Raw genomic sequence first — 20072 nt, 5'->3', positions numbered from 1 at the left:
ATTAATCCTGCCCAATCATCACATAGTGTCTCTAGCCATTAATTATCGCTTCTGTTAATGTCCAGTATTGATCGTGTCTTCATCCGTTTTGTCCCAATGGCTTGTATGTTGATCTAGTTTTTCCATACAAACCTTAATTCGATTACCCTCAGTATGGAGTAAAGAAATATGTTGGTGTAGACTTGCTTCTCTTTCCACAATCGCCCGCTTCATTTCCTCCGGTGCTGGTCCGCCAGGAAGCGATCAAATTTTAACAAAGTGTTCTGGGTCCATTGATGTGCGAATGATCTCCTCAGGTAAATTCAATGGATATCCAATAACTGCATTTGCCGCTTCATCAACGAGTACAGATGTGACATGGGTAGCATTCAATCCTCTTACCAAGGCAATTTTCACCACCTGGCTGGCTATGGAATGAGAGGTTCGGAACGGGATGTTTGCTTCCCTAAACAGTGTGTCTGCTAATTCCGTTATCGTCGCAAAACTTTCTTGGGCCCTTCTTTTTAACAGTGCTTCATTTACTTCAATTGTTCCCACCACCACTTTTGTTAACCGAAAGACTTGATCAATAAGATGTAAGCCCTTCCATAAATACGGCTGTAGGTCATCCTCGGTATCGTTAATATCACCGTATGGTGTATTATGTAACATTTGAAGTACGGTTTGGGCATTTCCAATACCGCTTGAGCTTAATGCACGAATATGCTCTAGTGATACAGGATTTCTTTTTTGCGGCATAATGGAACTCGTTTGAACATAGGGGTCTGCCACACGAATCGCTGAAAATTCCTGGCTTGACCATAAAAGAAGATCTTGTGAAAACCGGCCGAGATTAATAAAGGTTAATTGGATCGCTGTTGCAATTTCCCCTAAATAATCGGCACCGCCAATAGAATCATAGGCACTCTTGATGATTTTCGGGAATCCTAATAGCTCTGCGACTCTATTACGGTCAATCGGAAAACCGGTTGTAGTTAGGGCCGCCGCTCCGAGGGGACTGGCATTGCATGTATCATAGGCAGCCTTCAATCTTTTTAAGTCACGGTCAACGACATCATACATTCCTAAGAGATAATGAGAAAACGTCATAGGCTGGGCCTGCTGCGTATGAGTATGCCCAAGGAAAATGGTTTCCTTATAGGTGTCAATCACCTTCAAAAGTGTTTCTTGAAAGGTAAGCAGCGCCTCGATGGCGAGTAGAATCTTTTCCCGAAGAACCATTCTGTAAATGGCAACACCCATATCGTTTCGGCTACGAGCAAGGTGCAAACTCCCACCCGTTTCGCCGGCAACATTCATAATTTGACTTTCTACAAGAAAAAAGAGGTCCTCATACTGCCCATCATATGTGGATTGAAGAATTGTCTCTTTGTCAATCGCGCAAATACCTGCCAGAATTTTGGAAGCCGCACTCTCCTGTAACAAACCTTGTTCCACCAGCATGATCAAGTGAGCTTTATGGATTGCCAGCATCGGCTCTAGTAAAGATTGCTTGGCATGCTCATAAGCAGGTGCCAATACTACCTCTGAATAGGTCGCCCCAGGAAACTTCCGCCCTTCCTTTTCGAAAATGCTATCCTTAATACTCATCTCAATCCCCCCTATAAGTTACATATCATGGATATTTCGGTAAATAAGCATGAAGTATGAAAAAACTTAAAAAACTAGTCAACTTTAGAGAATAAAACTGGAGAAAAAAGTTCGCAATCTTTTGTTTATTTTATGTTCCCAGCATTTTTATGTTAATAAAAAAGCATGAACATTGTTTGTTCATGCTTTCTGCTGTCCGGAAGACAATTAAATTTTGTATGTAGCACTGGATGCGAAATAACTCGCTTATTACTAATCTTAGCTCCTAGGCTCAATGATATAAAACGGAGGGGTAAAAGCATTAGACAATGCCTTTGAACCGAATAAAATCAATTTATGAGGCTAACGGTGATACACTACACCACCTTCATATGCATGTTATGCCTAAACATGAATACCAAGAAAATTGGTGAAAACGAGGAAAATGGAGTCAAGCACGTTGGGGGTCTGACCCCGATTCCCCCTAAAGTAGAAGCTTACTATGAACACATTTGTGTAATAAAATTAGTTTGTGAGATGTTGGAAAAACTCATAAGCCTCTATATCCGTATACCCTTCATGTACCACCTTACCCACGGCTTGAATCATTTCTTCAGGGTTTTGGGATTGGAAAATATTCCTTCCCATATCTACACCAGCTGCTCCTCCTTGAATAGAGTTGTAGGCTAGAGTTAGGGCATTTTTTTCTGGTAATTTCTTACCTCCTGCCACTACTAATGGGACTGGGCATGCTGCAGCAACCTTTTCAAAATTCTCACAGTAATAGGTTTTAACAATTTGAGCACCAAATTCAGCTAGCATTCTTGTGGCTAACAAGAAGAATTGATGGGTTCGCTCCATTTTTTTACCTACAGCTACTACACCCATTGTTGGAATTGAGTACCTTGAGCCAACGTTAACCGCTCGGTTTAACTCTTCAATTGTTTCTTTTTGTCCATCTGCCCCAATAAATGTTTGAATCGCGATAGCACTCGCATTCATCTTTATAGCATCTTCAATGTCAACCACCATCGATTCATGGCTTAGGTCATCTTGGAGAACACTCGATCCAGATGAAGCTCTTAATGCAATAGCCTTATTATAGGTTGGCGGAACACTGCTTCGAATGGCCCCTCTAGTCCCCATTAAACAATCCGCATAATTTGCCAATCTAGGAATAAGCAAATCTAATCTTTCTAATCCCGAAGTAGGACCCATGAAATAACCATGGTCAAACGCTAACATGACAGTTTTACCAGAGTTAGGGTTAAAGATTCTGGATAAGCGGTCTTTCATCCCCCAATCATAATTGTTCGCACCTTTAACATGGTAATTCCCATTGTTCGCGAAAGGAACACTTTCAGAAAAATCTTTTGCATTTTTGTTACCAATAATATCTGCCATCTCTATCTCTCTCCTTAATTCCTAAATTAACAACCACGAAATAAACGATAAACTCTTAAAAATCGTAGTCTTTCGTATTGTCTTTCGTAAATACAATCCGTTCAGGCAACACAATAATTCCTGAATTATCTGCTGTATAATCGTAGCCTTGGATGGTGTTCGGCTCTACTTTAACGGAACCCATATCAGGAACATCCAAAAAGTCCCCCACTTTTAGTTCCTTTCCTTGCGCTAACCAATAAGCGACATATACGGCAAGGGCGCCTTGATCTTTTACATCCCATAAACCATGGTTGTTAATGGTACCGTTTTCAATAAATTGTCTCATTGAATTTGGAGAAGCAAATCCTGTAATAATGACATCATCTGCTTTTAACCCTTTATTTTCAGCTGCTTGGGCCATTGCTGGAAGAGCAGTTGAGTCTGGGCAAAGAACGGCATCAATATTAGGATAAGAATCTAAAATACTTCCGCCAACTTGTAATGATTTTTGTTCATTTGCATCTCCAAATTGAGTCGTGACAACTTCCCATTTTGGATATTTTTCTTTAATGTATTTGTTTGCATAATTAACCCATGAGTTTTGGTCTGGAACGGTTGGGCTTGAATAGAACCAGCCAACTTTTTTAGCATCATTGGGGTTATCCATTTGCTGTGCAGCCATATCGACAAGCATTTTACCTAAGATTTCTGGTGTGCCTTGGTTTACATAAACAGAACGATATTTAGGATCAACATCCGAATCCCATGTAACAACTTTAACGCCAGCATCTAATGCCTTTTTCAATGCCTGATTTAAACCGTCTGAAGAGACAGAAGAGATGGCAATCGCATCAGCACCGCTATTTACCGCACTATTAATAATTTGCACTTGATTAGCAACCGTACCTTCTGGAGCACCATCGTATTTTACTTTAAAGCCAACTTTCTTGGCCATTTCCTGCGCACCATCATTACCAGATTCAAAGAAGGCATTCCCAGTCATTTTTGGAATGAAAACAACCTGAATATCTTTATCATCTTTCTTTTTGCCCCCGTCACCAGAATCACCATTATTGGATCCGCACGCAGCAACAAATAACATCACAATGGCCACAACAATCAATAGTTTCATAGACTTTATTTTACTCATTGAAAGTTAACCTCCAATATTTTGTTTTTGTGTTAAGATTCCTTTCAGGTTAAATCTGAACTCTGGATTTATTCCCAGGAATGCGACAGACACAATAAGCAAAACCCCCGTAGCCAATCCGATATACTGGGTCGAAACTCCAGCCATTTGCAAGCCTATCTGCAAAAATCCTAATATAATGCTGGCTAATGCTGTCCCTACGACACCCCCTTTACCTCCTGTAATGATTGTACCTCCCAATACAACGACAGTTAGAATGGGCATAAGATATTCAGCACCATAATCAGATCTTGCACTACCTAAATAGGAAGTTAATACCACCCCTGCAATACCAGCACTTAACCCTGACAGGACGTATGTACTCGCAATGATTTTTTTAGTATTAATCCCTGAGTACTCGGCTGTGTTTTGATTAATTCCTGTTAGGTATATATATCTGCCATACCTCGTGCGGTGCAGAAGGATATATGCGATTAAAAACATAATAATAAATAAGATAACAGCATTTGGGATTCCCATGACCTTCCCATTGGCAATTTGGCTAAATCCTTCAGAAAATCCGGAAATCCCTTCATAAGTACTAACATCAGACAATCCCACCAACACAATGGCAATCCCACTGTATAAAAGCATGCCGCCAAGGGTAATAACCATCGCTTGAACTCTTCCATAAGCAATAAGGACTCCATTGAGAAGGCCGCATAATCCACCAATTAAAACTGCACAAATGATGGAAACCCAGATATTTATACCAACCACTTGTGATAAAAGGCCCGTAACAACAGAGGTTAACCCGATAATCGACACTCCAGAAATATCGATTCCCCCTGTAATAACGACCAATGTGACAAAAAAGCCAATAATAGCAATGGGAATAAAATCGTTAAAACTATTTAACAAAATGGTGACATTCCAGAATCTCGGATTTATCATCCCAAACACGATAATTTCAGTAACAATTAAGAGGAATAAAGTAAGGTTCCATTTCGGGATTTTAGTTAACATGTCATTTCTAAGCCTCCTTTTGTAGAACTCTTGCATTTAATCTTACTTTCTTTGCCTTTTTATTAGCATTAAACGCAAGCAGGGCATCGATAACGACAATGATGATTAAGAGAGAACCCGATATCGTATCATTCCAAAAGGCTGGTACTTTCATAAAGACAAGAGCAGAATTGATCGACGTTAAAATAATGGCTCCTAAAGCTGCCCCAACAACCGTTCCGATTCCGCCTATCAATGACACCCCTCCTAGAACGCATGCTGCGATGACAGTTAACTCAATTCCTGCTCCTGCATTTGTGGAGACAAAGCCAATTTGACTCACAAAGATTAAGCCTGCTAAAGAAGCACAGATACCAGAAATGACAAATGAATAAGCAATATATCTATTCACAGGAATCCCTAATGAAATGGCTCCGTCTACATTGTCACCAATAGCGGTGTAATATCTTCCCTTGCTGCTCTTAGATAGATACACCTGAACGAATATGACCACTACAATAACGATGAAAGACAATAAATTAATTCCGAAGATGTCTATTTTCGAAAGTTCTTTAACATTTGCAGGGATATTTTCTACCCATTTTCCGTCAGTATAAATAACTTGGACTACTCTCGTAATGGAGAGTAAGGCTAACGTCATAATAAACGAAGAAATTTTTAATTTTATCACTCCAAAACCATTAATGACTCCAATGCATGCTCCTATTAATATGGCAACGATTACAGCTAGAAAAATATTTCCCCCGTCTCTTAGAATGGTTCCGCACACAGCGGCACTTAAGCCCAGCGTTCCGCCTACTGAAATATCTAAATTCCCCGTCAATAGAACAAAGGTCATCCCTACCGCAAGAACAATATAAACCAAGCTGCTTTTTAGGGATTTATCAATATTCTGTAAAGATAAATAGTCAGTGTTTATGAAACCTACAACCACAAAAAGAAGGATTAAAAATAGAAAAGTTCTAAATTCCCCTTGTTTGATTATTTTTGAAACCCTAGCCATGTACTTTATCACTTCCTTCAAATGTTCCAAAAGCTGCCCTCATCACATTGACTGCATTAATTTCGTCTAACGTTAGGCAAACATTGCACGTGCCCTGATAGACAGCATAGATCCGGTCGCTGATTCTTTCGATTTCCTCTAGGTCAGAGGAAATGAGCAGAATAGAAAATCCTTGGTTTTTTAGTTCTGTGATGATGGAATAGATGTCTCCCCTTGCTGCGGCATCAATTCCCCTTGTTGGTTCATCCATAATAATCAATTTAGGGTTCATGGATAGAGCCCTTGCAATAACTGCCTTCTGTTGATTCCCGCCTGATAGTGATTTGATTTCATCCTCCTGGGAATTTACCTTAATTCTTAATCGATCGATATATTCATTGGCCACTTGTTCTTCTATCTTCTTCTTTGTAAAAAAACCGTGCCGTTTAATCATTTGTGAGGTGATATTATTTCTTACCGAACTGATAGAAAAAATACCGTTCAAAAATCGATCTTCAGGTATATAAGCCAGCCCGCTGTCCACCGTTTCATTGATGGACAACTTTGTAATGTCTTTTCCATCAAGATAGACTTTTCCGCTCTGGATAGGATTTATTCCGTAAATCGCCTCGGCGATCTCTGTTCTGCCAGCCCCGACAAGTCCGGCAAGTCCCACAACTTCCCCCTTATAAACGTCAAAACTAATATGCTTAAATCCATCACCAACGATTTTTTCTACTTTTAGGATTGGTTCTTCTCCCTCATGATTGGATCTTCGTCTTTCAAACGTAGCTTCGTAATGATTTTCGTTTCCTGCTGGGAGCAGCCCTTGAATCAAAATTTCTTTCGTAAACTCATTTATTTTGCCTTTTAGCGTTACTTTTCCGTCCCGCAGGATGACTGCATGCGTGGAAATCTGAAAGACTTCATCAAGACGGTGGGTAATATAGAAGATACCAACTCCGGAATTCTTTAACTGCTCAATCACTTTGAATAAAGACTTTGTTTCTGAAAACGTTAATGTAGATGTTGGTTCATCCAGAATTAACACTTTGGATTTTCTTAAGAGTCCTTTAATAATCTCAAGTTGTTGTTGTTCAGCGATACTTAATGTAGCAGCGAACCGATTCAAATCAATAGTCCAGCCCAATTCATTAATGAGCTTGACTGACTCTTCCCTCACTTCACTTTTATCCTTACTAAATCCAATCGTTAGGTTTTGTTCAACCGTCATATTCGGAAATAACAGCGGCTCCTGCGGCACTAAATAAATGCCTCTTTCATGAGCTGCAAAAGGATTCAAATGATTTGCTTTTTCACCATTTATTTCAATAATCCCTTCATCCGCTTTGTAAATTCCAGTGAGGATTTTCATTAAGGTACTCTTCCCTGCTCCATTACCGCCAATAATAGAGATAACCTCCGACTCATTAAGTTCTAATGAGATCCCTTCCAAAACTGTGTTTCGGTTAAAGGACTTTCGGATATTTTCCAATTTCACTAAGTTCTTTGGCATTTCCATAATCCCCCCTACCTGGGCACCTTTCCATGCAACCGCTTACTTTTTTATCAGTCTATTACTGATTCATACTTTTTATTTACAAACAAACATTTTATTAGCTACTAAACTATATATTTTTTTTAAATGATTACAAATGTGAAAATAACCCAAAACACCTTATTAGTTATTCCCTCGTAGATTATATGAACTAGGCATAATTTTCATTACAGTCTTATTACAATGTATAAGGGTTATGGAATGACAATCAAAGAGAAATTTATTGTTACTTATGTTTTACGGCAAAGCAAACGTAACACAATTGTTTTAACATAAAATTTTTGTATTAAAAATAAACTGTAGAGAGTGAAGAAGATGACATATGAAAATAGCCTTATCATAAAAATCGCCTGGAAATATTACATTGAAGGAATGACTCAAAATGAAATAGCAGAGTCTTTAAACCTATCCAGAATGAAAGTGATTAAATACCTAGATATTGCGAAAGCAAACAACATTATTCAATTTAAAATCAACCTAGATAAATTTGTTGACATCGATCTGCAAAATAAAATCAAGCAGCAATATCATTTACAAGATATTTATATTGTTCCTGCCTCTATCGAAAATCCGTTAGATAGTCTTACAAAAGCCGCCGCCCAATATATTGAAGACAGAATTACTAGTGACACCATGATTAATGTTGGTTATGGGCAAGCCGTTTCAAGAACCTTAGGACATTTAACGATCTCAACTAAGTATAAAGTCACATTCGTCTCTTTATCCGGCGGGGTAAAATTCTACATTCCGACAGTTATCGATTCGTCATCCGATTATTACACAAATCCCAATTACAACCATTACATTATGCCGGCCCCTTTATTAGCATCCACAGAACATCTCGCCAAATTATTGATTCAAGAAAGACCAATCAAGAAAATCTTTGAAATGATCCCTTACTCTACGATCACGATCATTGGCATTGGAGCAGTAAATGAACAGGCCACCATCGTGAAGGAAGGATATTTGAACACGAGTGAAATGGAAATCTTCAAATCAATGGGGGCTGCGGGGGATTTATTAAGCCAATTTTATGATAGAGATGGCAATGTCTTAGATCTTCCATTGCATAGACAACTGGTTAGTACCGATATCCATTTATTAAAATCACTTAACCATGTTGTTGCAGTGGCTGGAGGGAATGAAAAAAGAGAGGCTATTATCGGTGCATTAAAAGGGGGATATATCGATGTATTAATTACAGATGAAGTCGTTGCAAAAAGTCTAATTGAATGAAATGCACCTGATCATTAATCCCTAATAATGCTAGAAAGGAAGATTGATAGCATGGAAAAGTACTTAATGGCGATTGATGCCGGAACGGGCAGCGTCAGAGTCATTTTGTTTGACACATTAGGCAATGAACACTATGTTACACAATCAGAATGGACCCATAATGAAGATAAAAGATATCCAGGTTCCATGGACTTTGATATCAATAAAAACATTGAAATTATTATCAATCTAATTATAGAAATCCTTGCAAAGAGCAAGGTTAACCCAGAAAACATTGTATCTATTTCAACCACCAGTATGCGTGAAGCCATTGTCCTATACGATGAAAACGGGAAGGAGTTATGGGCCTGTGCCAACGTGGATTCAAGATCAAACGATGAAGTCGCGAACCTTTACAAAATAAGCGATAAGATTGAAACAGATATTCATCATGTTTCAGGACAGACCTTTTCATTAGGGGCTATTCCTAGAATCCTTTGGGTGAAAAATAATATCCCCGAAACATACAACCAAGTCAAATATGTGACGATGCTGAACGACTGGATTACATATCGCATGACTGATGTGATTTCTGTCGAACCTTCTAATGGCTGTACGACTGGTCTTTTCGATATTAAGAAAAGAGTTTGGGATTCAAGTATTCCAGAGAAGGTTGGTCTGAGGAATGATATTCTTCCGATTGTAAATGAAAGCGGATCCATAATTGGCCATGTTACCGATGAGTTCTCTGCACTTACTGGATTAAGCACGCAAACTTTAGTTGTTGCAGGGGGTGGCGATGCTCAATTAGGCTGCATTGGTATGGGGGTCATCAATGAAGGAGATGCGGCTGTATTAGGCGGTAGTTTTTGGCAATATGAATTTACAACCAACCAGGTCGAAATCAATGATCATTGTAAAGTAAGAGTGAATTGCCATGCACTCCCAAATACTTGGCAATATGAAGCGATCGCCTTCTTTCCTGGATTAATCATGAGATGGTTCAGAGATACGTTTTGTGAGCTGGAAGCCTTCCTTCAAAAAGAAAGTGGAGAAAGCATTTATGCCCAAATGGAGCAAAGAGCCCAAAGTGTACCGGCTGGCAGCAATGGAATGATCTGCACTTTTTCCGATAAAATGAATTACTTTTCATGGAAACATGCGGCACCAAGTTTCGTAGATTTTAAATTTACTAGTTCGTTTAATAAAGCAACCTTTTATCGAGCTATTATGGAAAATGCCGCTTATGTAACAAAGGGGAATATTGAAGCTGTTTCCAACATTACTAACACGTCGCCAGAATCCATTGTTTTTGGAGGAGGAGCATCAAAAAGTGACTTATGGTGCCAAATTGTCGCTGACGTTCTGAATATGAAGGTAAAAATTCCAGTTGTTAAGGAATCGACAGCGCTTGGTGCTGCTATTTGTGCAGGTGTAGGAGCTGGCGTTTATGATAGTTTTAATGAAGCCATTAATCAAGTGGTGAAATTTGAAAAAACCTTCGAACCAAACGTATCAAATCACTTCATTTATGAAGAATTATATAAAAAGTGGGTAGCCATATACAAAGTACAATTAGATTTAGCCGATCTCGGAGTGACAGACCATATGTGGATCGCACCAGGCTTATAAAATATACAGAGGAGGCAAACAAAATGACTGTTATTAACGAGAATGAGAGAGACTACCGGTTTGGTGATAGTGGTCCTAAGTATCTTTTGAAAGGACCTAGAATGAACTTTGGTATCGTTATGTTACAACCGGGTCAAGATTTTACAGCCCATTACCATAACGTTATGGAAGAAAACTTCTTTATTTTAGAGGGCGACCTAGAAATTCATATTGACAATGAGATTTTCCAATGTAAACAAGGGGATTTTGTTCACGTTGAACCAAAGAAAGTCCACTATTTAATAAATAAGGGTGATACAGTCTTTAAAGCAGCTTTTATGCTAGCCCCTTATCAAGAAAAAGATAAGGTTGAAGTCGAGTACCAGCCATACGGTAATTAAGCTACTTTGTGATAAATTTCGTAAATAAAATATGGGCTGTCAAGATTGGCTCTATGAATTCAAAAAAAGTGCCTGACCCCCATTGAAGGAACGATTTACTCCACTGGGGGTCAGGCATCCACCATAAAAGTAAATTGCATTTAAGATATATAAGATCCATTTTTTCACTTATATCGGAACTTCTGACTTTTTACTGTAGGACTGGAATTTTTTCCGTAATGTTCAAATCCGTTATCATAAAATTGAGCCACTTTACTCGACCAGTTACTGGTATCTTTTCCGTTCGTCCGTTCAGACATATAGGATGATATCGTTTGATCATATTGGTCAATGATTTCCTTTTGAATTTTCGCATCATAATGTTCTTTTAGAAGGGTTGCCTTAATTGGCAGCCTTGGTTTTTGAGCGGGAACGGATCGTGGATATCCGACGACCAGACCTGAGATTGGGAAAACATATTCCGGAAGATTCAATTGATCAACAAAGGTTTGGGGATTTCTCCGTATTCCTCCGATTGGAACGATTCCGAGTCCCATCGATTCAGCCACTATAACTGCGCTTCCCAGAGCGATCCCTACATCGGTTGAACCGATAATAATTGCTTCTAAGTCCTCAACAATTTTAAACTCCGTACCATTTTTTTCAGCAGCCAGTTTCGCCCGATAAAAATCCATGCAAAACACTAGAAATACTGGAGCCTCCTCAATCCACCTTTGGTTGCCTGCCGCTTTCGCCAATGCGGATTTCCTTTCAGGCTCCCTGACTTCGATCACGCTCACTTGCTGACCATTAATCTAATTCGGGCCTGCCAAAGCCGCCTCAATAATCGTTTGTATCTGGGCTTCGCTCACATCTTTTTCACTGTCGAATTCCCTAACTGAGCGATGATTTCTTAATAATTGAATGGTTGCGTTCATTCTATCACTCCTCGTGTATACGATACTACACACTCAGCTTTAAATTCAAACACCTGAATCTAATAAAAGTGCCTGTCACCACCTGCATAAGGTAGCTGAAGGTGGTGTCAGGCACTTCTTTACTTCTTAAGAAGTTCTAAAAAGGAACAAATGGTTAAGATCCCTTTATCAAAGTTTTCCAAGTTAAAGTGTTCGTTTGGAGCATGAAGATTTTCATCTGGCAAACCGAATCCCATTAAGACAACAGGAGCATGTAGGGATTGGTTGAAATCCGATACAATCGGAATCGAACCGCCTTCTCTTTTGTAAACAGGCGATTTCCCATAAACGATTTCATACGCCTCGGCCGCTTTTTGTATCATCGGACTGTCGATCGGCGTTAAGAATGGATTCCCCGTATCTTGAAGAGACACTTTTACGGTACAGCCTTTTGGCGCTTGTTCTTCTAGATGTTTTTTGATTAATTGCTGAATCTTTTTAGGGTTTTGATTGTGGACGAGACGGCAAGTGATTTTGGCATGTGCCTCGTTCGGGATGACCGTTTTTGTCCCTTCTCCCTGAAATCCGCCCCATAATCCGTTTATTTCTAAGGTTGGGCGTGAACTGATTCTCTCAGGATAAGGAAAATTGTTGTTTTCCCCTCCGGTTAAATCGGTTAACCCTAATGATTTTTTCAATTTTTTTTCGTCAAATCCTAACGCTTTAATTTGTTCCTTTTCAAATTCTGATAGTTCCACAACATCATCATAAAAATGGTCCACATTTACTTTTCCGTTTGCATCATGAAGGGTCGAAAGCAGCTGTACCAATAAATGGTTCGCGTTAGAACTCTCATTTACTTGAGGACCACTTCCGGGGGAATATTGAAAAATATGACTATATAGTGATGTCGGATGTAGGTGCAGAGCCACAATTCATTCATGAGCAAGTAAGATGGTGGATGGATCGCCAACGACAAAATGGAGATACGACTCCGTTTATGATTGCCAGACATAACAGTATGGAGCGTGGATTAGAAGAAATGCTCATGCGTTATATTTCTGCCTATACATATGACCCAAATGTGTATAGGGAGATTTGTTCAGATTGCGGTCAACGTTTAGAGTCTAATGAAACGTTTGAAGCCTATGGCAGAATTTATTGTGGACCATGCTATCAGTCCAAATAAGAGCTAAAATGATAAAAAAAAGAGTCCTGATCTGATCAGGACTCCCAAAGCAATTTGAATTAAGGTGTAACTCCAAGTTCTCTTAAAATATCATCTAATCTTTTACTCTTCACATTATCTGCAGGTTTTGGCGTGTTTTCTACATCTGGATTTACTTTTAAGTAGTTGGTTTTGACAAATCCGATGTCTGTTGCATTAACAATACCATCAAAGTTAATATCTGCTTCGCGTTTATTTGTGCCCCAAGCTTCTTGAATCGCCAGTGCATCGTAAATGTCGATTACTTGGTCTTGGTTTACATCACCTGCTACTGCTTCTTTGTTGTCAATGTACATATATTGCCCATACCACACACCGTTGCGTAAGAAGCCAACTTTTTGATTTTTTTGTATCGTAATAAAGTGCCCGGGTAGGTGTACTTCTTTGGTAAATAGTTGATCGGTTAACGGAAGCTTAGTCACAAGGAACTCTGGGTCGTATCTGCTATTTATAGTTGCATCGTAGACTTTACCCATAGCATCGGAAAAGATTACTTTAGCCCCAGCTTGAACCCAATCTTTTTTATTCCAGACAATAACTTGACCAGATGCATACTTTCTAAAACCTTCTGCTGTAAGGTAGCCAAATGCTTCAGAGAACGTAGGGGTGACGTTCCAAGAAAATGGTGCAAAGAAGAGATTGGTTGATGTGCCCGCTTCATTCACATAAGAAACCTTTGCATTAAATCCTGCGAATGTAGTGTAAGCAGTATCTTTCACCTTAATAGTTACGTCTACAGCAGGGATTTTGCCAGAAACTTCTTTCGTAGACGCTACATCTAGTTTGATCGATGGTTTTCCATTCGTATAGGTAACGGTTACTGTTCCTTCACCAAACTCACTTAATGCTGCATTGGGTTTTGCCTCAACCACTTCTAGTTGAGTGCCAAATTTAGGACCATAATAGTCATAGTCTAACAAATTCCAAGTGGCTGACTTTAATTTTTGTACATTGTCCAGTGTGAGGGTAGTGGTAATCGTTTCCCCTAATGCGATCGATTTTTGTTTACTGGTTCCATAAGCAAATGGAGTACCTTCTTTAACAAAGTAGTAGGCTTTCCTTCCACCTATGTTCCCAGCTCCATCAAATCCATCCATCTTAAAGCTTAGGACCGGAGTTTTTTCATCCATCGGTATTTCTTCTTTCCATTTTCCCGCTGTGTCCATACGGACAGATCTAGGTACTGGACTGTTGAAGTACCACCTGAGCCAGTTTTTGGATTGGTCGACTGCCATCCCTGCTTGTTTTGCCGCTTCAATTTCTTTGTCATAGATTTGCACTTCAAATGGATAAGTAGTTTGACCTGGATTGTACTCAAGGATCGGAGACTCTTGATCCAATGAGCTTGTAAAAGTAGGTAGATCAATATCTACTATTAGATCGAAGGATTTGGTAAGAACTTTGTCAGCCTCAGTAGTCGTAATCGTTTTCAGTTGGTATTGCCCCGGTTTTGCTTGTGCTGTTTCTGTAGAGATTCCATCGGCTGTAAACGGATAGTAGTTTCCATTAAACATAACTAGATAATAGTTTGTATCGACGTTTTTTCCAACCAGATTGTGTCGTCCAACGAAACCAAGCTCTTGCCCCGATTTCCGGTCTACTAAGATCATGTCCATGGTTTTCATCGGTGTTTTCAAGTTCATTTGCGCAGATACCAAAGAATTTCTATTAAATTCGCCATAGTGATCATAGCGATAGTAGGCTGGTCTAAATATATTACTACCTCCGATATCCAGTGTTTTGAAGTTGTCTTCCGCTGTACGAACACTAAATGGAATCCGATATTGCTCGGTTTGATCCTCTTGGTTGGTCACTAAGAGGTAACCTTCGTAAATTCCTTCAGCAGCAGCTTTAGGTACTTCGATGGTAACATGTAGACTTTCGGTAGAAGCTGGATCCACTGTTAAGGTTGGGTGGAATTTCACTTGTACCTGGTTGGCTACGGCATCTAGGCTACCTTTCACCGCTTGGAACTGAACGTTCAAATTGAAATTCTTTACTTTATCAGTTAGGTTTTGAAATTTCAACTTTTTGGTAACGCTAAGATCTTCACCTGCATAATGAGTGCCAAACGCAATGCCACCTGTTTTTTCTTTGATAGTAGTGATTACATCAGCGTTAGGAACTAGGGTCGTATCCTGTACTTGAATCTTCATCCCCGTATGTACGGCTTGATAAGGATCCACGCGTCCTGCTCCCACTTCAAATACACTGTAGGAACCATTCAGTGGATCAGCGGTGTTCATCATGATTGTTTTTACATCTTCAGGCTGTAACGTTGGATTGACTTGTAATAAGAGTGCTGCAACACCAGCCGCATTTGGCGTTGCCATGGAAGTACCTGAGAGACGAGCATACGCATATTTGTAATCGGTTGGTGCGTCATGGTTCCCGATGTAAGCGGGTACAGAAGACAACACACTGACTCCAGGAGCGGTGACTTCTGGCTTGATGTCATAGGTTCTTTTGGCTGGTCCACGAGAACTGAAGTCAGCTAGGGTGTCCCCTTGTGTTTTGGTTACAGTTAAATTACTAAATGTGAAGGATTTATTTCCTGCAGTTAGTTGCTCCTTCACCTTGAGTCCATCCTCTTGAGTAAGAGAGAAAGTAGGAATAAAGTTTTGATCTTCTCCCAAGTAAGCAGGAATATGGCCAGGTTCGTTGTTATACATTAAGACAGCCGCCGCGCCATGTTGTTTCGCAAACTTCACTTTATCTGCAAATGCATATGTACCTCGAGCAACGAAAGCGATTTTGCCATTCACATCTTTGCCCGTGTAATTCGCGTCACCACCAAGACCTACGTTTACTAGATCTAAACTTTTCCCTTCTAGAGTAGATAGGTTATCAGTGAAGGATTTTGCCATGTTACGCAGTTCCAGCCCACTGAGTGTTCCGATCGCCCCTTTCATGGACGATTGAGAAATGGATACATCACTGGCTCCAACGGTGAGAGCGAGTGCAGCAGCTCCAGGAGAGCCGAGAGTGTAAGAGTTAGGTCCTGTGTTACCCGCAGCCACCACGGCAGTGACACCACTTAATACCGCATAGTTCACGGCTGTACTCGTTGGTTCGTATGGATCGTTAATTCCTGATCCCAAGGACATGTTAATGACATCCATGCCATCGGCAACGGCTCGGTCGATCCCCGCCATTACGGCTTCCGAAGTACCGCTACCATATGGTCCAAGGACACGGTACACATAGAGGTCAGCATCTGGAGCGACTCCTTTGACAGAGACTTCACTATCGTTTTTAGCTTGACCGACGATGATTCCAGATACGTGAGTCCCATGCTCCGTGTAGTAGGAGATTCCGCTATTGAATTCCGAGCTACCTGACTTTTTCCAATCTGCGTATGTGGTTTCCATCGGATCGTTGTCATTATCGACAAAGTCATAGCCACCTTTGAAGGCATCTTTTAGATCAGGATGATTGTAGTCGACCCCTGTATCGATGACCCCTACTTTTACGCCTTTCCCTGTGATTCCTTCCGCATGAAGCTTGTCTACTCCTACAAGGGGAACACTAGCCGCTTGCGTCGAAGCGTTATTAGATTCTTCCTGTGCGATGGAAGGGGGCTCTACCGTAAAGGTGATATTTTTGTGTACGGATTGGACCACTTCCGATTTCATCAACGTCTCTACTTGGTTCGCAGCAAGGGTAAGAGCCACCCCGTTATAAGAAGTTTTGTAGGAACGGGTGATTTTATAAGAAGGTTCTGCACTTTTGACTTCTGAAGAAGAAGTGGCAGCAGGTAAGATTTTTTCCAGATCACTTTGGAATGTGGAATGTTCTTGATCTACCTGTTCGTTGGCTTCTTGTTTGGTTACTTTTTTGCCTTTCAGAGCGGCCTCTAATACAGCTACTTTTCCTGGCTTAGACTTAAATTGTACGATAACAGAAATGTCTTTGTCTGATTTCAGATCTTCATCTGAAAATCCCTGTAAGCCATAGTTTTCTGTCATCTCGAGTTGGTTTAAGGCCGCTTGTTGTTCTGGGGTGAGCGATGCTAAGATTTGTTCTGCTGATTTACCAGTTGCACCCGAAACAGGTCTGATCCCAAACTGGACGGAGGTGAAAAGTAAACCCAATGATAAAGCAATGGCAGTTGAAGTTTTCGATGTTTTGCAATACCAACGATATTTTCTCTCTTTCATAGGCTCCCTCTTTCTTGCTAAGAATTTGTAAAGATCGTAACGAAATTATTGAAGCATAAGCGTAAAAAGCGATAGAACTGAGAATGTGCGCTTTAACAATTTTGATTTCAACAAAATGCTCCTACATTTTTCAATTTGGCATTAGAGCCATCTTGCCCGAGAATATTATTTCTTCTAAATCACATCCCCTTCCCTTCTGTCTGAAAATTATTACAATTCGCATTATACCTACTCCTTAGAACAGTGTAAATTGGGGGATTTCCATGTGATTCCATTGACCCATTCAACTAAAAAATATTTTAAGTACGTGTCAATAAAGCACGAAAACCTGTGGAAAATAGCATATTTTCAAAGGTGGATGGGTGAAATTTTGTAATAAATTATCAAGTTATGAATGCAATACATTTTAACCTTGGGGAAAAGACTGAAAATTAAAACCATTCTATCAATTCTTACGATTTTAATAGAATCAAATCGATAGATAGTACTAGGGACTCGTATCGAGGAATAGAAGTTTAACTAGGACATTTGTACCAAAAACACCATTCGTGATTAATAGAACTAACTGTCTATGAATGCTGCTTTACTCTGAATGTAGATTACAATTAAGGGACATTGTCAACTTTCCGTTGGAATAAACAGGTTTAATTTTGGTAGAGGTCATATCTGAAAATATCTCTAAAGATGCTTTAACATCAGAGCCTTCTAATTTTTCTTTTTGAATGAGCAATCCTCCCCTTACTTTGGTTTAAAGCAAAAAGAAAATATTTAGTATCGTTCCCATCTAGAAAACCACGCAGCTTATCTTTTTTAAATACTGCTGTGCCGGATAATTCATTTACTCTTCCTATAAATAAAAGAGAGTGCATCCGCACTCTCTTTTATAATGATGTTCTGTTGATGAAGTTTACCTTTTAACAAGAAAAACTTGCCCCACCATATGTACCATCGAACCTTCTCCGACCTACTTAATCGACTGTTTATATCAATACACGTAGGTTTGGACCATAGATGGGGGAGCTTCTGGTTCTACCCAATTAGCGTCGAGTATGGTGATACCCCTTTTTTTAATATTAGTAATACTTACTTACACATTAAAATCGTTAATTTTATTTCATTATAATTCATGAGTATAATGAATATTATCAAGATTTCAAAATCTTAGAATATTTCCAATACAGGGGGAAAACAGCATGTCATTGAACCAATTTTTTGATTTAAGTGGAAAGACAGCAATCGTTACTGGAGGCGGCAGCGGGTTAGGCCGTCAAATGGCAATTGCACTTGCAGAAGCTGGTGCTAACGTTGTAGTAGGTTCACGTCGTTTAGAAGTTTGCGAGAACGTTGTAAAAGAAATTGAAACGTTAGGCGGACAAGCATTTGCCCTGGCATTGGATGTAACAGATCCTGAATCTGTTGGACAAGCTGTAGAGAAAGTGATTTCTCAATTTGGCAAGATCGAAATTTTAGTCAACGCTAGCGGAGTAGCTTATGAAATCCCTGCGACGGAGATGCCTATTAAAGAATGGCAAGTTATGATCGATACAAATTTGACTGGTACATTCTTAATGTGTCAGGCTGTTGGAAGACATATGATTGAAAACAAATACGGAAAAATCATTAATGTTTCTTCAACAGTTGCAACTAGAGGTACGGACCCAGAAGTAGTAGACTCCGTAGGATATGCAGCAAGTAAAGGTGCCGTTAACACGTTAACGAAGGATCTTGCAGTCAAGTGGGCTCGTCATGGACTGACTGTGAATGCTATCGCACCTGGAATCATGACTACTGGAATGAATGATCCGCAAGTAGAAGGTACACTTGCAAATAAATTGGGCGGGGAAGGTACTAAGACTCCTTCAAGGAGATTAGGCGGAGATAATGATATAGCTGGAGCTGTCATTTACTTTGCTTCGGCATCTTCTGATTATTGTAATGGAAATATATTGGGAATTGATGGCGGACTTGGGGCTAAGTAATATTTATACCCAACCTTAGTTTGAAAATTTAATAGAAATATTAATTTTACTTAATTGCAAGTTAACAATGTTAATTAACAAGTGAATTAATATTATAATTCCTACCAAAATTAGAACGATATTTAGCACAAAAAACAGAGGCTGGCTAATTCCTCAGTTTTTTTATATTTATTTTATCATGCTTTTTTGATATTTATATACGTCTACTTCAGATGGGTTACCGCTTAGAACGAAGAAGATTCATGCATTCTTTCGTGGTATAAAATGAAGACACCATTCACAATTATGGATGGTGTCTAGTGTGTTAGATAATAAATGGCGAAAGGTATTTTGAAAGAGTTTATCGTTTTTTTTGTCCTATGTAATAGCCTACACAATTTCACTAGTTATGGCTGCTGCGTTCCCGCCCTGACCAGATTCCTAGTGTCCTTGTTGGACTATAACTCCGTTGGTAGGACTCGAACCTACGACCGATCGGTTAACAGCCGATAACTCTACCACTGAGCTACTGCGGAAAAATGGTAAGTTATTTTGCTATTGCAAAAAACTCAAGTGCCAGCTATGTTTTTTGGTTTTAGTGGAAATGACGGGAGTTGAACCCGTGTGCAAAGATATTGGCACTTATACATCTACGAGTGTAGTCAGTAGTATTCATTTCACTTACTTCTTTAGCCTACTGACAGGCGTTGAAGCAGCTAGTCTGATTAGTCTCTTCCTTCAAGAACCATGCCACATTCTAATGAGAAGTATCTAGAAAATCTGCATACCAAACACATTTTCTAATGTGGATCCATTTATCCTTAACTCATTAAACGATGGTTGTGAACATTCCAGAGTGATCTTTTTGCATTTTTTCTTCGTCCACGGGCACTGTGAACCTTTCAGAGTGACCCTTTTGTCTTTTTTTCTTCATCCACGGGCACTGTGAACCT

The 20072-nt window shown here is 39.6% G+C and carries 13 protein-coding genes, 1 tRNA gene, 2 other RNA genes and 2 pseudogenes; 5 read left to right on the top strand and 13 right to left on the bottom strand.

Features of this window, described 5'->3' with window-relative positions:
- Positions 1-54: 54 nt before the first annotated feature.
- The 6 genes and pseudogenes from argH to ACJ004_RS04200 form a co-directional block, all read right to left on the bottom strand.
- Positions 55-1590: pseudogene (gene argH / locus ACJ004_RS04225) on the bottom strand (argininosuccinate lyase).
- 504 nt (positions 1591-2094) lie between these two features.
- A complete protein-coding gene (lsrF, locus tag ACJ004_RS04220; RefSeq protein ID WP_410891303.1) occupies positions 2095-2973 on the bottom strand; it encodes a 3-hydroxy-5-phosphonooxypentane-2,4-dione thiolase in 879 nt (292 codons plus the stop codon).
- A 55-nt stretch (positions 2974-3028) separates the two neighbouring features.
- On the bottom strand, positions 3029-4105 hold the full coding sequence (gene lsrB / locus ACJ004_RS04215) for an autoinducer 2 ABC transporter substrate-binding protein LsrB (RefSeq protein ID WP_410891302.1): 1077 nt from the start codon (positions 4103-4105) through the stop codon (positions 3029-3031).
- A gap of 6 nt (positions 4106-4111) precedes the next feature.
- Complete coding sequence (locus ACJ004_RS04210) at positions 4112-5110, bottom strand: ABC transporter permease (RefSeq protein WP_410891300.1); 999 nt, start codon at positions 5108-5110, stop codon at positions 4112-4114.
- 7 nt (positions 5111-5117) lie between these two features.
- The gene (locus tag ACJ004_RS04205) at positions 5118-6143 is read right to left on the bottom strand and encodes an ABC transporter permease (protein ID WP_410891299.1); all 1026 of its coding nucleotides are present in this window, start codon (positions 6141-6143) and stop codon (positions 5118-5120) included.
- On the bottom strand, positions 6106-7608 hold the full coding sequence (locus ACJ004_RS04200) for a sugar ABC transporter ATP-binding protein (protein ID WP_410891298.1): 1503 nt from the start codon (positions 7606-7608) through the stop codon (positions 6106-6108). Before ACJ004_RS04200 ends, ACJ004_RS04205 begins: the two co-directional genes overlap by 38 nt.
- Before the next feature lie 357 nt (positions 7609-7965).
- Here ACJ004_RS04200 and ACJ004_RS04195 point away from each other — a divergent pair, with 357 nt between their 5' ends.
- From ACJ004_RS04195 to ACJ004_RS04185, 3 genes are read left to right on the top strand one after another with little or no spacing between them, the layout of a single operon-like run.
- Positions 7966-8886, top strand: coding sequence for a sugar-binding transcriptional regulator (locus ACJ004_RS04195; protein ID WP_410891296.1), 921 nt, complete (start codon positions 7966-7968; stop codon positions 8884-8886).
- Positions 8887-8937: 51 nt separating this feature from the next.
- Complete coding sequence (lsrK, locus tag ACJ004_RS04190; protein ID WP_410891295.1) at positions 8938-10497, top strand: autoinducer-2 kinase; 1560 nt, start codon at positions 8938-8940, stop codon at positions 10495-10497.
- A gap of 23 nt (positions 10498-10520) precedes the next feature.
- A complete protein-coding gene (locus ACJ004_RS04185; protein ID WP_410891294.1) occupies positions 10521-10877 on the top strand; it encodes a cupin domain-containing protein in 357 nt (118 codons plus the stop codon).
- A 164-nt stretch (positions 10878-11041) separates the two neighbouring features.
- Here ACJ004_RS04185 and ACJ004_RS04180 read toward each other — a convergent pair.
- Both ACJ004_RS04180 and ACJ004_RS04175 read right to left on the bottom strand, forming a co-directional pair.
- A pseudogene (locus ACJ004_RS04180) lies at positions 11042-11794 on the bottom strand (NADPH-dependent oxidoreductase).
- A gap of 119 nt (positions 11795-11913) precedes the next feature.
- Complete coding sequence (locus tag ACJ004_RS04175; protein WP_410891293.1) at positions 11914-12603, bottom strand: M20/M25/M40 family metallo-hydrolase; 690 nt, start codon at positions 12601-12603, stop codon at positions 11914-11916.
- A 77-nt stretch (positions 12604-12680) separates the two neighbouring features.
- Here ACJ004_RS04175 and ACJ004_RS04170 point away from each other — a divergent pair, with 77 nt between their 5' ends.
- The gene (locus tag ACJ004_RS04170) at positions 12681-12962 is read left to right on the top strand and encodes an LIM domain-containing protein (protein WP_410892112.1); all 282 of its coding nucleotides are present in this window, start codon (positions 12681-12683) and stop codon (positions 12960-12962) included.
- 59 nt (positions 12963-13021) lie between these two features.
- Here the strand turns inward: ACJ004_RS04170 and ACJ004_RS04165 are convergent, their stop codons facing one another.
- The gene (locus ACJ004_RS04165; RefSeq protein ID WP_410891291.1) at positions 13022-17161 is read right to left on the bottom strand and encodes a S8 family serine peptidase; all 4140 of its coding nucleotides are present in this window, start codon (positions 17159-17161) and stop codon (positions 13022-13024) included.
- Between the two features lie 695 nt (positions 17162-17856).
- The gene (locus ACJ004_RS04160) at positions 17857-18030 is read right to left on the bottom strand and encodes a Ger(x)C family spore germination C-terminal domain-containing protein (RefSeq protein ID WP_410891289.1); all 174 of its coding nucleotides are present in this window, start codon (positions 18028-18030) and stop codon (positions 17857-17859) included.
- A 324-nt stretch (positions 18031-18354) separates the two neighbouring features.
- Here ACJ004_RS04160 and ACJ004_RS04155 point away from each other — a divergent pair, with 324 nt between their 5' ends.
- The gene (locus ACJ004_RS04155) at positions 18355-19140 is read left to right on the top strand and encodes an SDR family NAD(P)-dependent oxidoreductase (RefSeq protein WP_410891287.1); all 786 of its coding nucleotides are present in this window, start codon (positions 18355-18357) and stop codon (positions 19138-19140) included.
- Between the two features lie 358 nt (positions 19141-19498).
- Here ACJ004_RS04155 and ffs read toward each other — a convergent pair.
- From ffs to ssrA, 3 genes are all read right to left on the bottom strand, one after another.
- Positions 19499-19584: signal recognition particle sRNA small type (gene ffs, locus ACJ004_RS04150), an RNA gene on the bottom strand.
- Positions 19584-19655, bottom strand: a tRNA-Asn gene (locus tag ACJ004_RS04145). Before ACJ004_RS04145 ends, ffs begins: the two co-directional genes overlap by 1 nt.
- Before the next feature lie 60 nt (positions 19656-19715).
- Positions 19716-20072, bottom strand: a transfer-messenger RNA (tmRNA) gene (gene ssrA / locus ACJ004_RS04140); the annotation flags it as partial.

Source organism: Neobacillus sp. 204, assembly GCF_046562815.1.
Taxonomy (GTDB): Bacteria; Bacillota; Bacilli; order Bacillales; family Cytobacillaceae; genus Neobacillus.
The sequence above is the reverse complement of the archived record's forward strand: the minus strand, read 5'-3'. Positions and strand labels throughout refer to the sequence as shown.

Coding starts and splice junctions, on each gene's coding strand:
- ACJ004_RS04165 (WP_410891291.1), bottom strand. CDS start 17,161: ATGAAAGAGAGAAAATATCGTTGGTATTGCAAAACATCGAAAACTTCA.
- ACJ004_RS04185 (WP_410891294.1), top strand. CDS start 10,521: ATGACTGTTATTAACGAGAATGAGAGAGACTACCGGTTTGGTGATAGT.
- lsrF (WP_410891303.1), bottom strand. CDS start 2,973: ATGGCAGATATTATTGGTAACAAAAATGCAAAAGATTTTTCTGAAAGT.
- ACJ004_RS04195 (WP_410891296.1), top strand. CDS start 7,966: ATGACATATGAAAATAGCCTTATCATAAAAATCGCCTGGAAATATTAC.
- ACJ004_RS04160 (WP_410891289.1), bottom strand. CDS start 18,030: ATGCACTCTCTTTTATTTATAGGAAGAGTAAATGAATTATCCGGCACA.
- lsrB (WP_410891302.1), bottom strand. CDS start 4,105: ATGAGTAAAATAAAGTCTATGAAACTATTGATTGTTGTGGCCATTGTG.
- ACJ004_RS04170 (WP_410892112.1), top strand. CDS start 12,681: ATGTCGGATGTAGGTGCAGAGCCACAATTCATTCATGAGCAAGTAAGA.
- lsrK (WP_410891295.1), top strand. CDS start 8,938: ATGGAAAAGTACTTAATGGCGATTGATGCCGGAACGGGCAGCGTCAGA.
- ACJ004_RS04210 (WP_410891300.1), bottom strand. CDS start 5,110: ATGTTAACTAAAATCCCGAAATGGAACCTTACTTTATTCCTCTTAATT.
- ACJ004_RS04200 (WP_410891298.1), bottom strand. CDS start 7,608: ATGCCAAAGAACTTAGTGAAATTGGAAAATATCCGAAAGTCCTTTAAC.
- ACJ004_RS04155 (WP_410891287.1), top strand. CDS start 18,355: ATGTCATTGAACCAATTTTTTGATTTAAGTGGAAAGACAGCAATCGTT.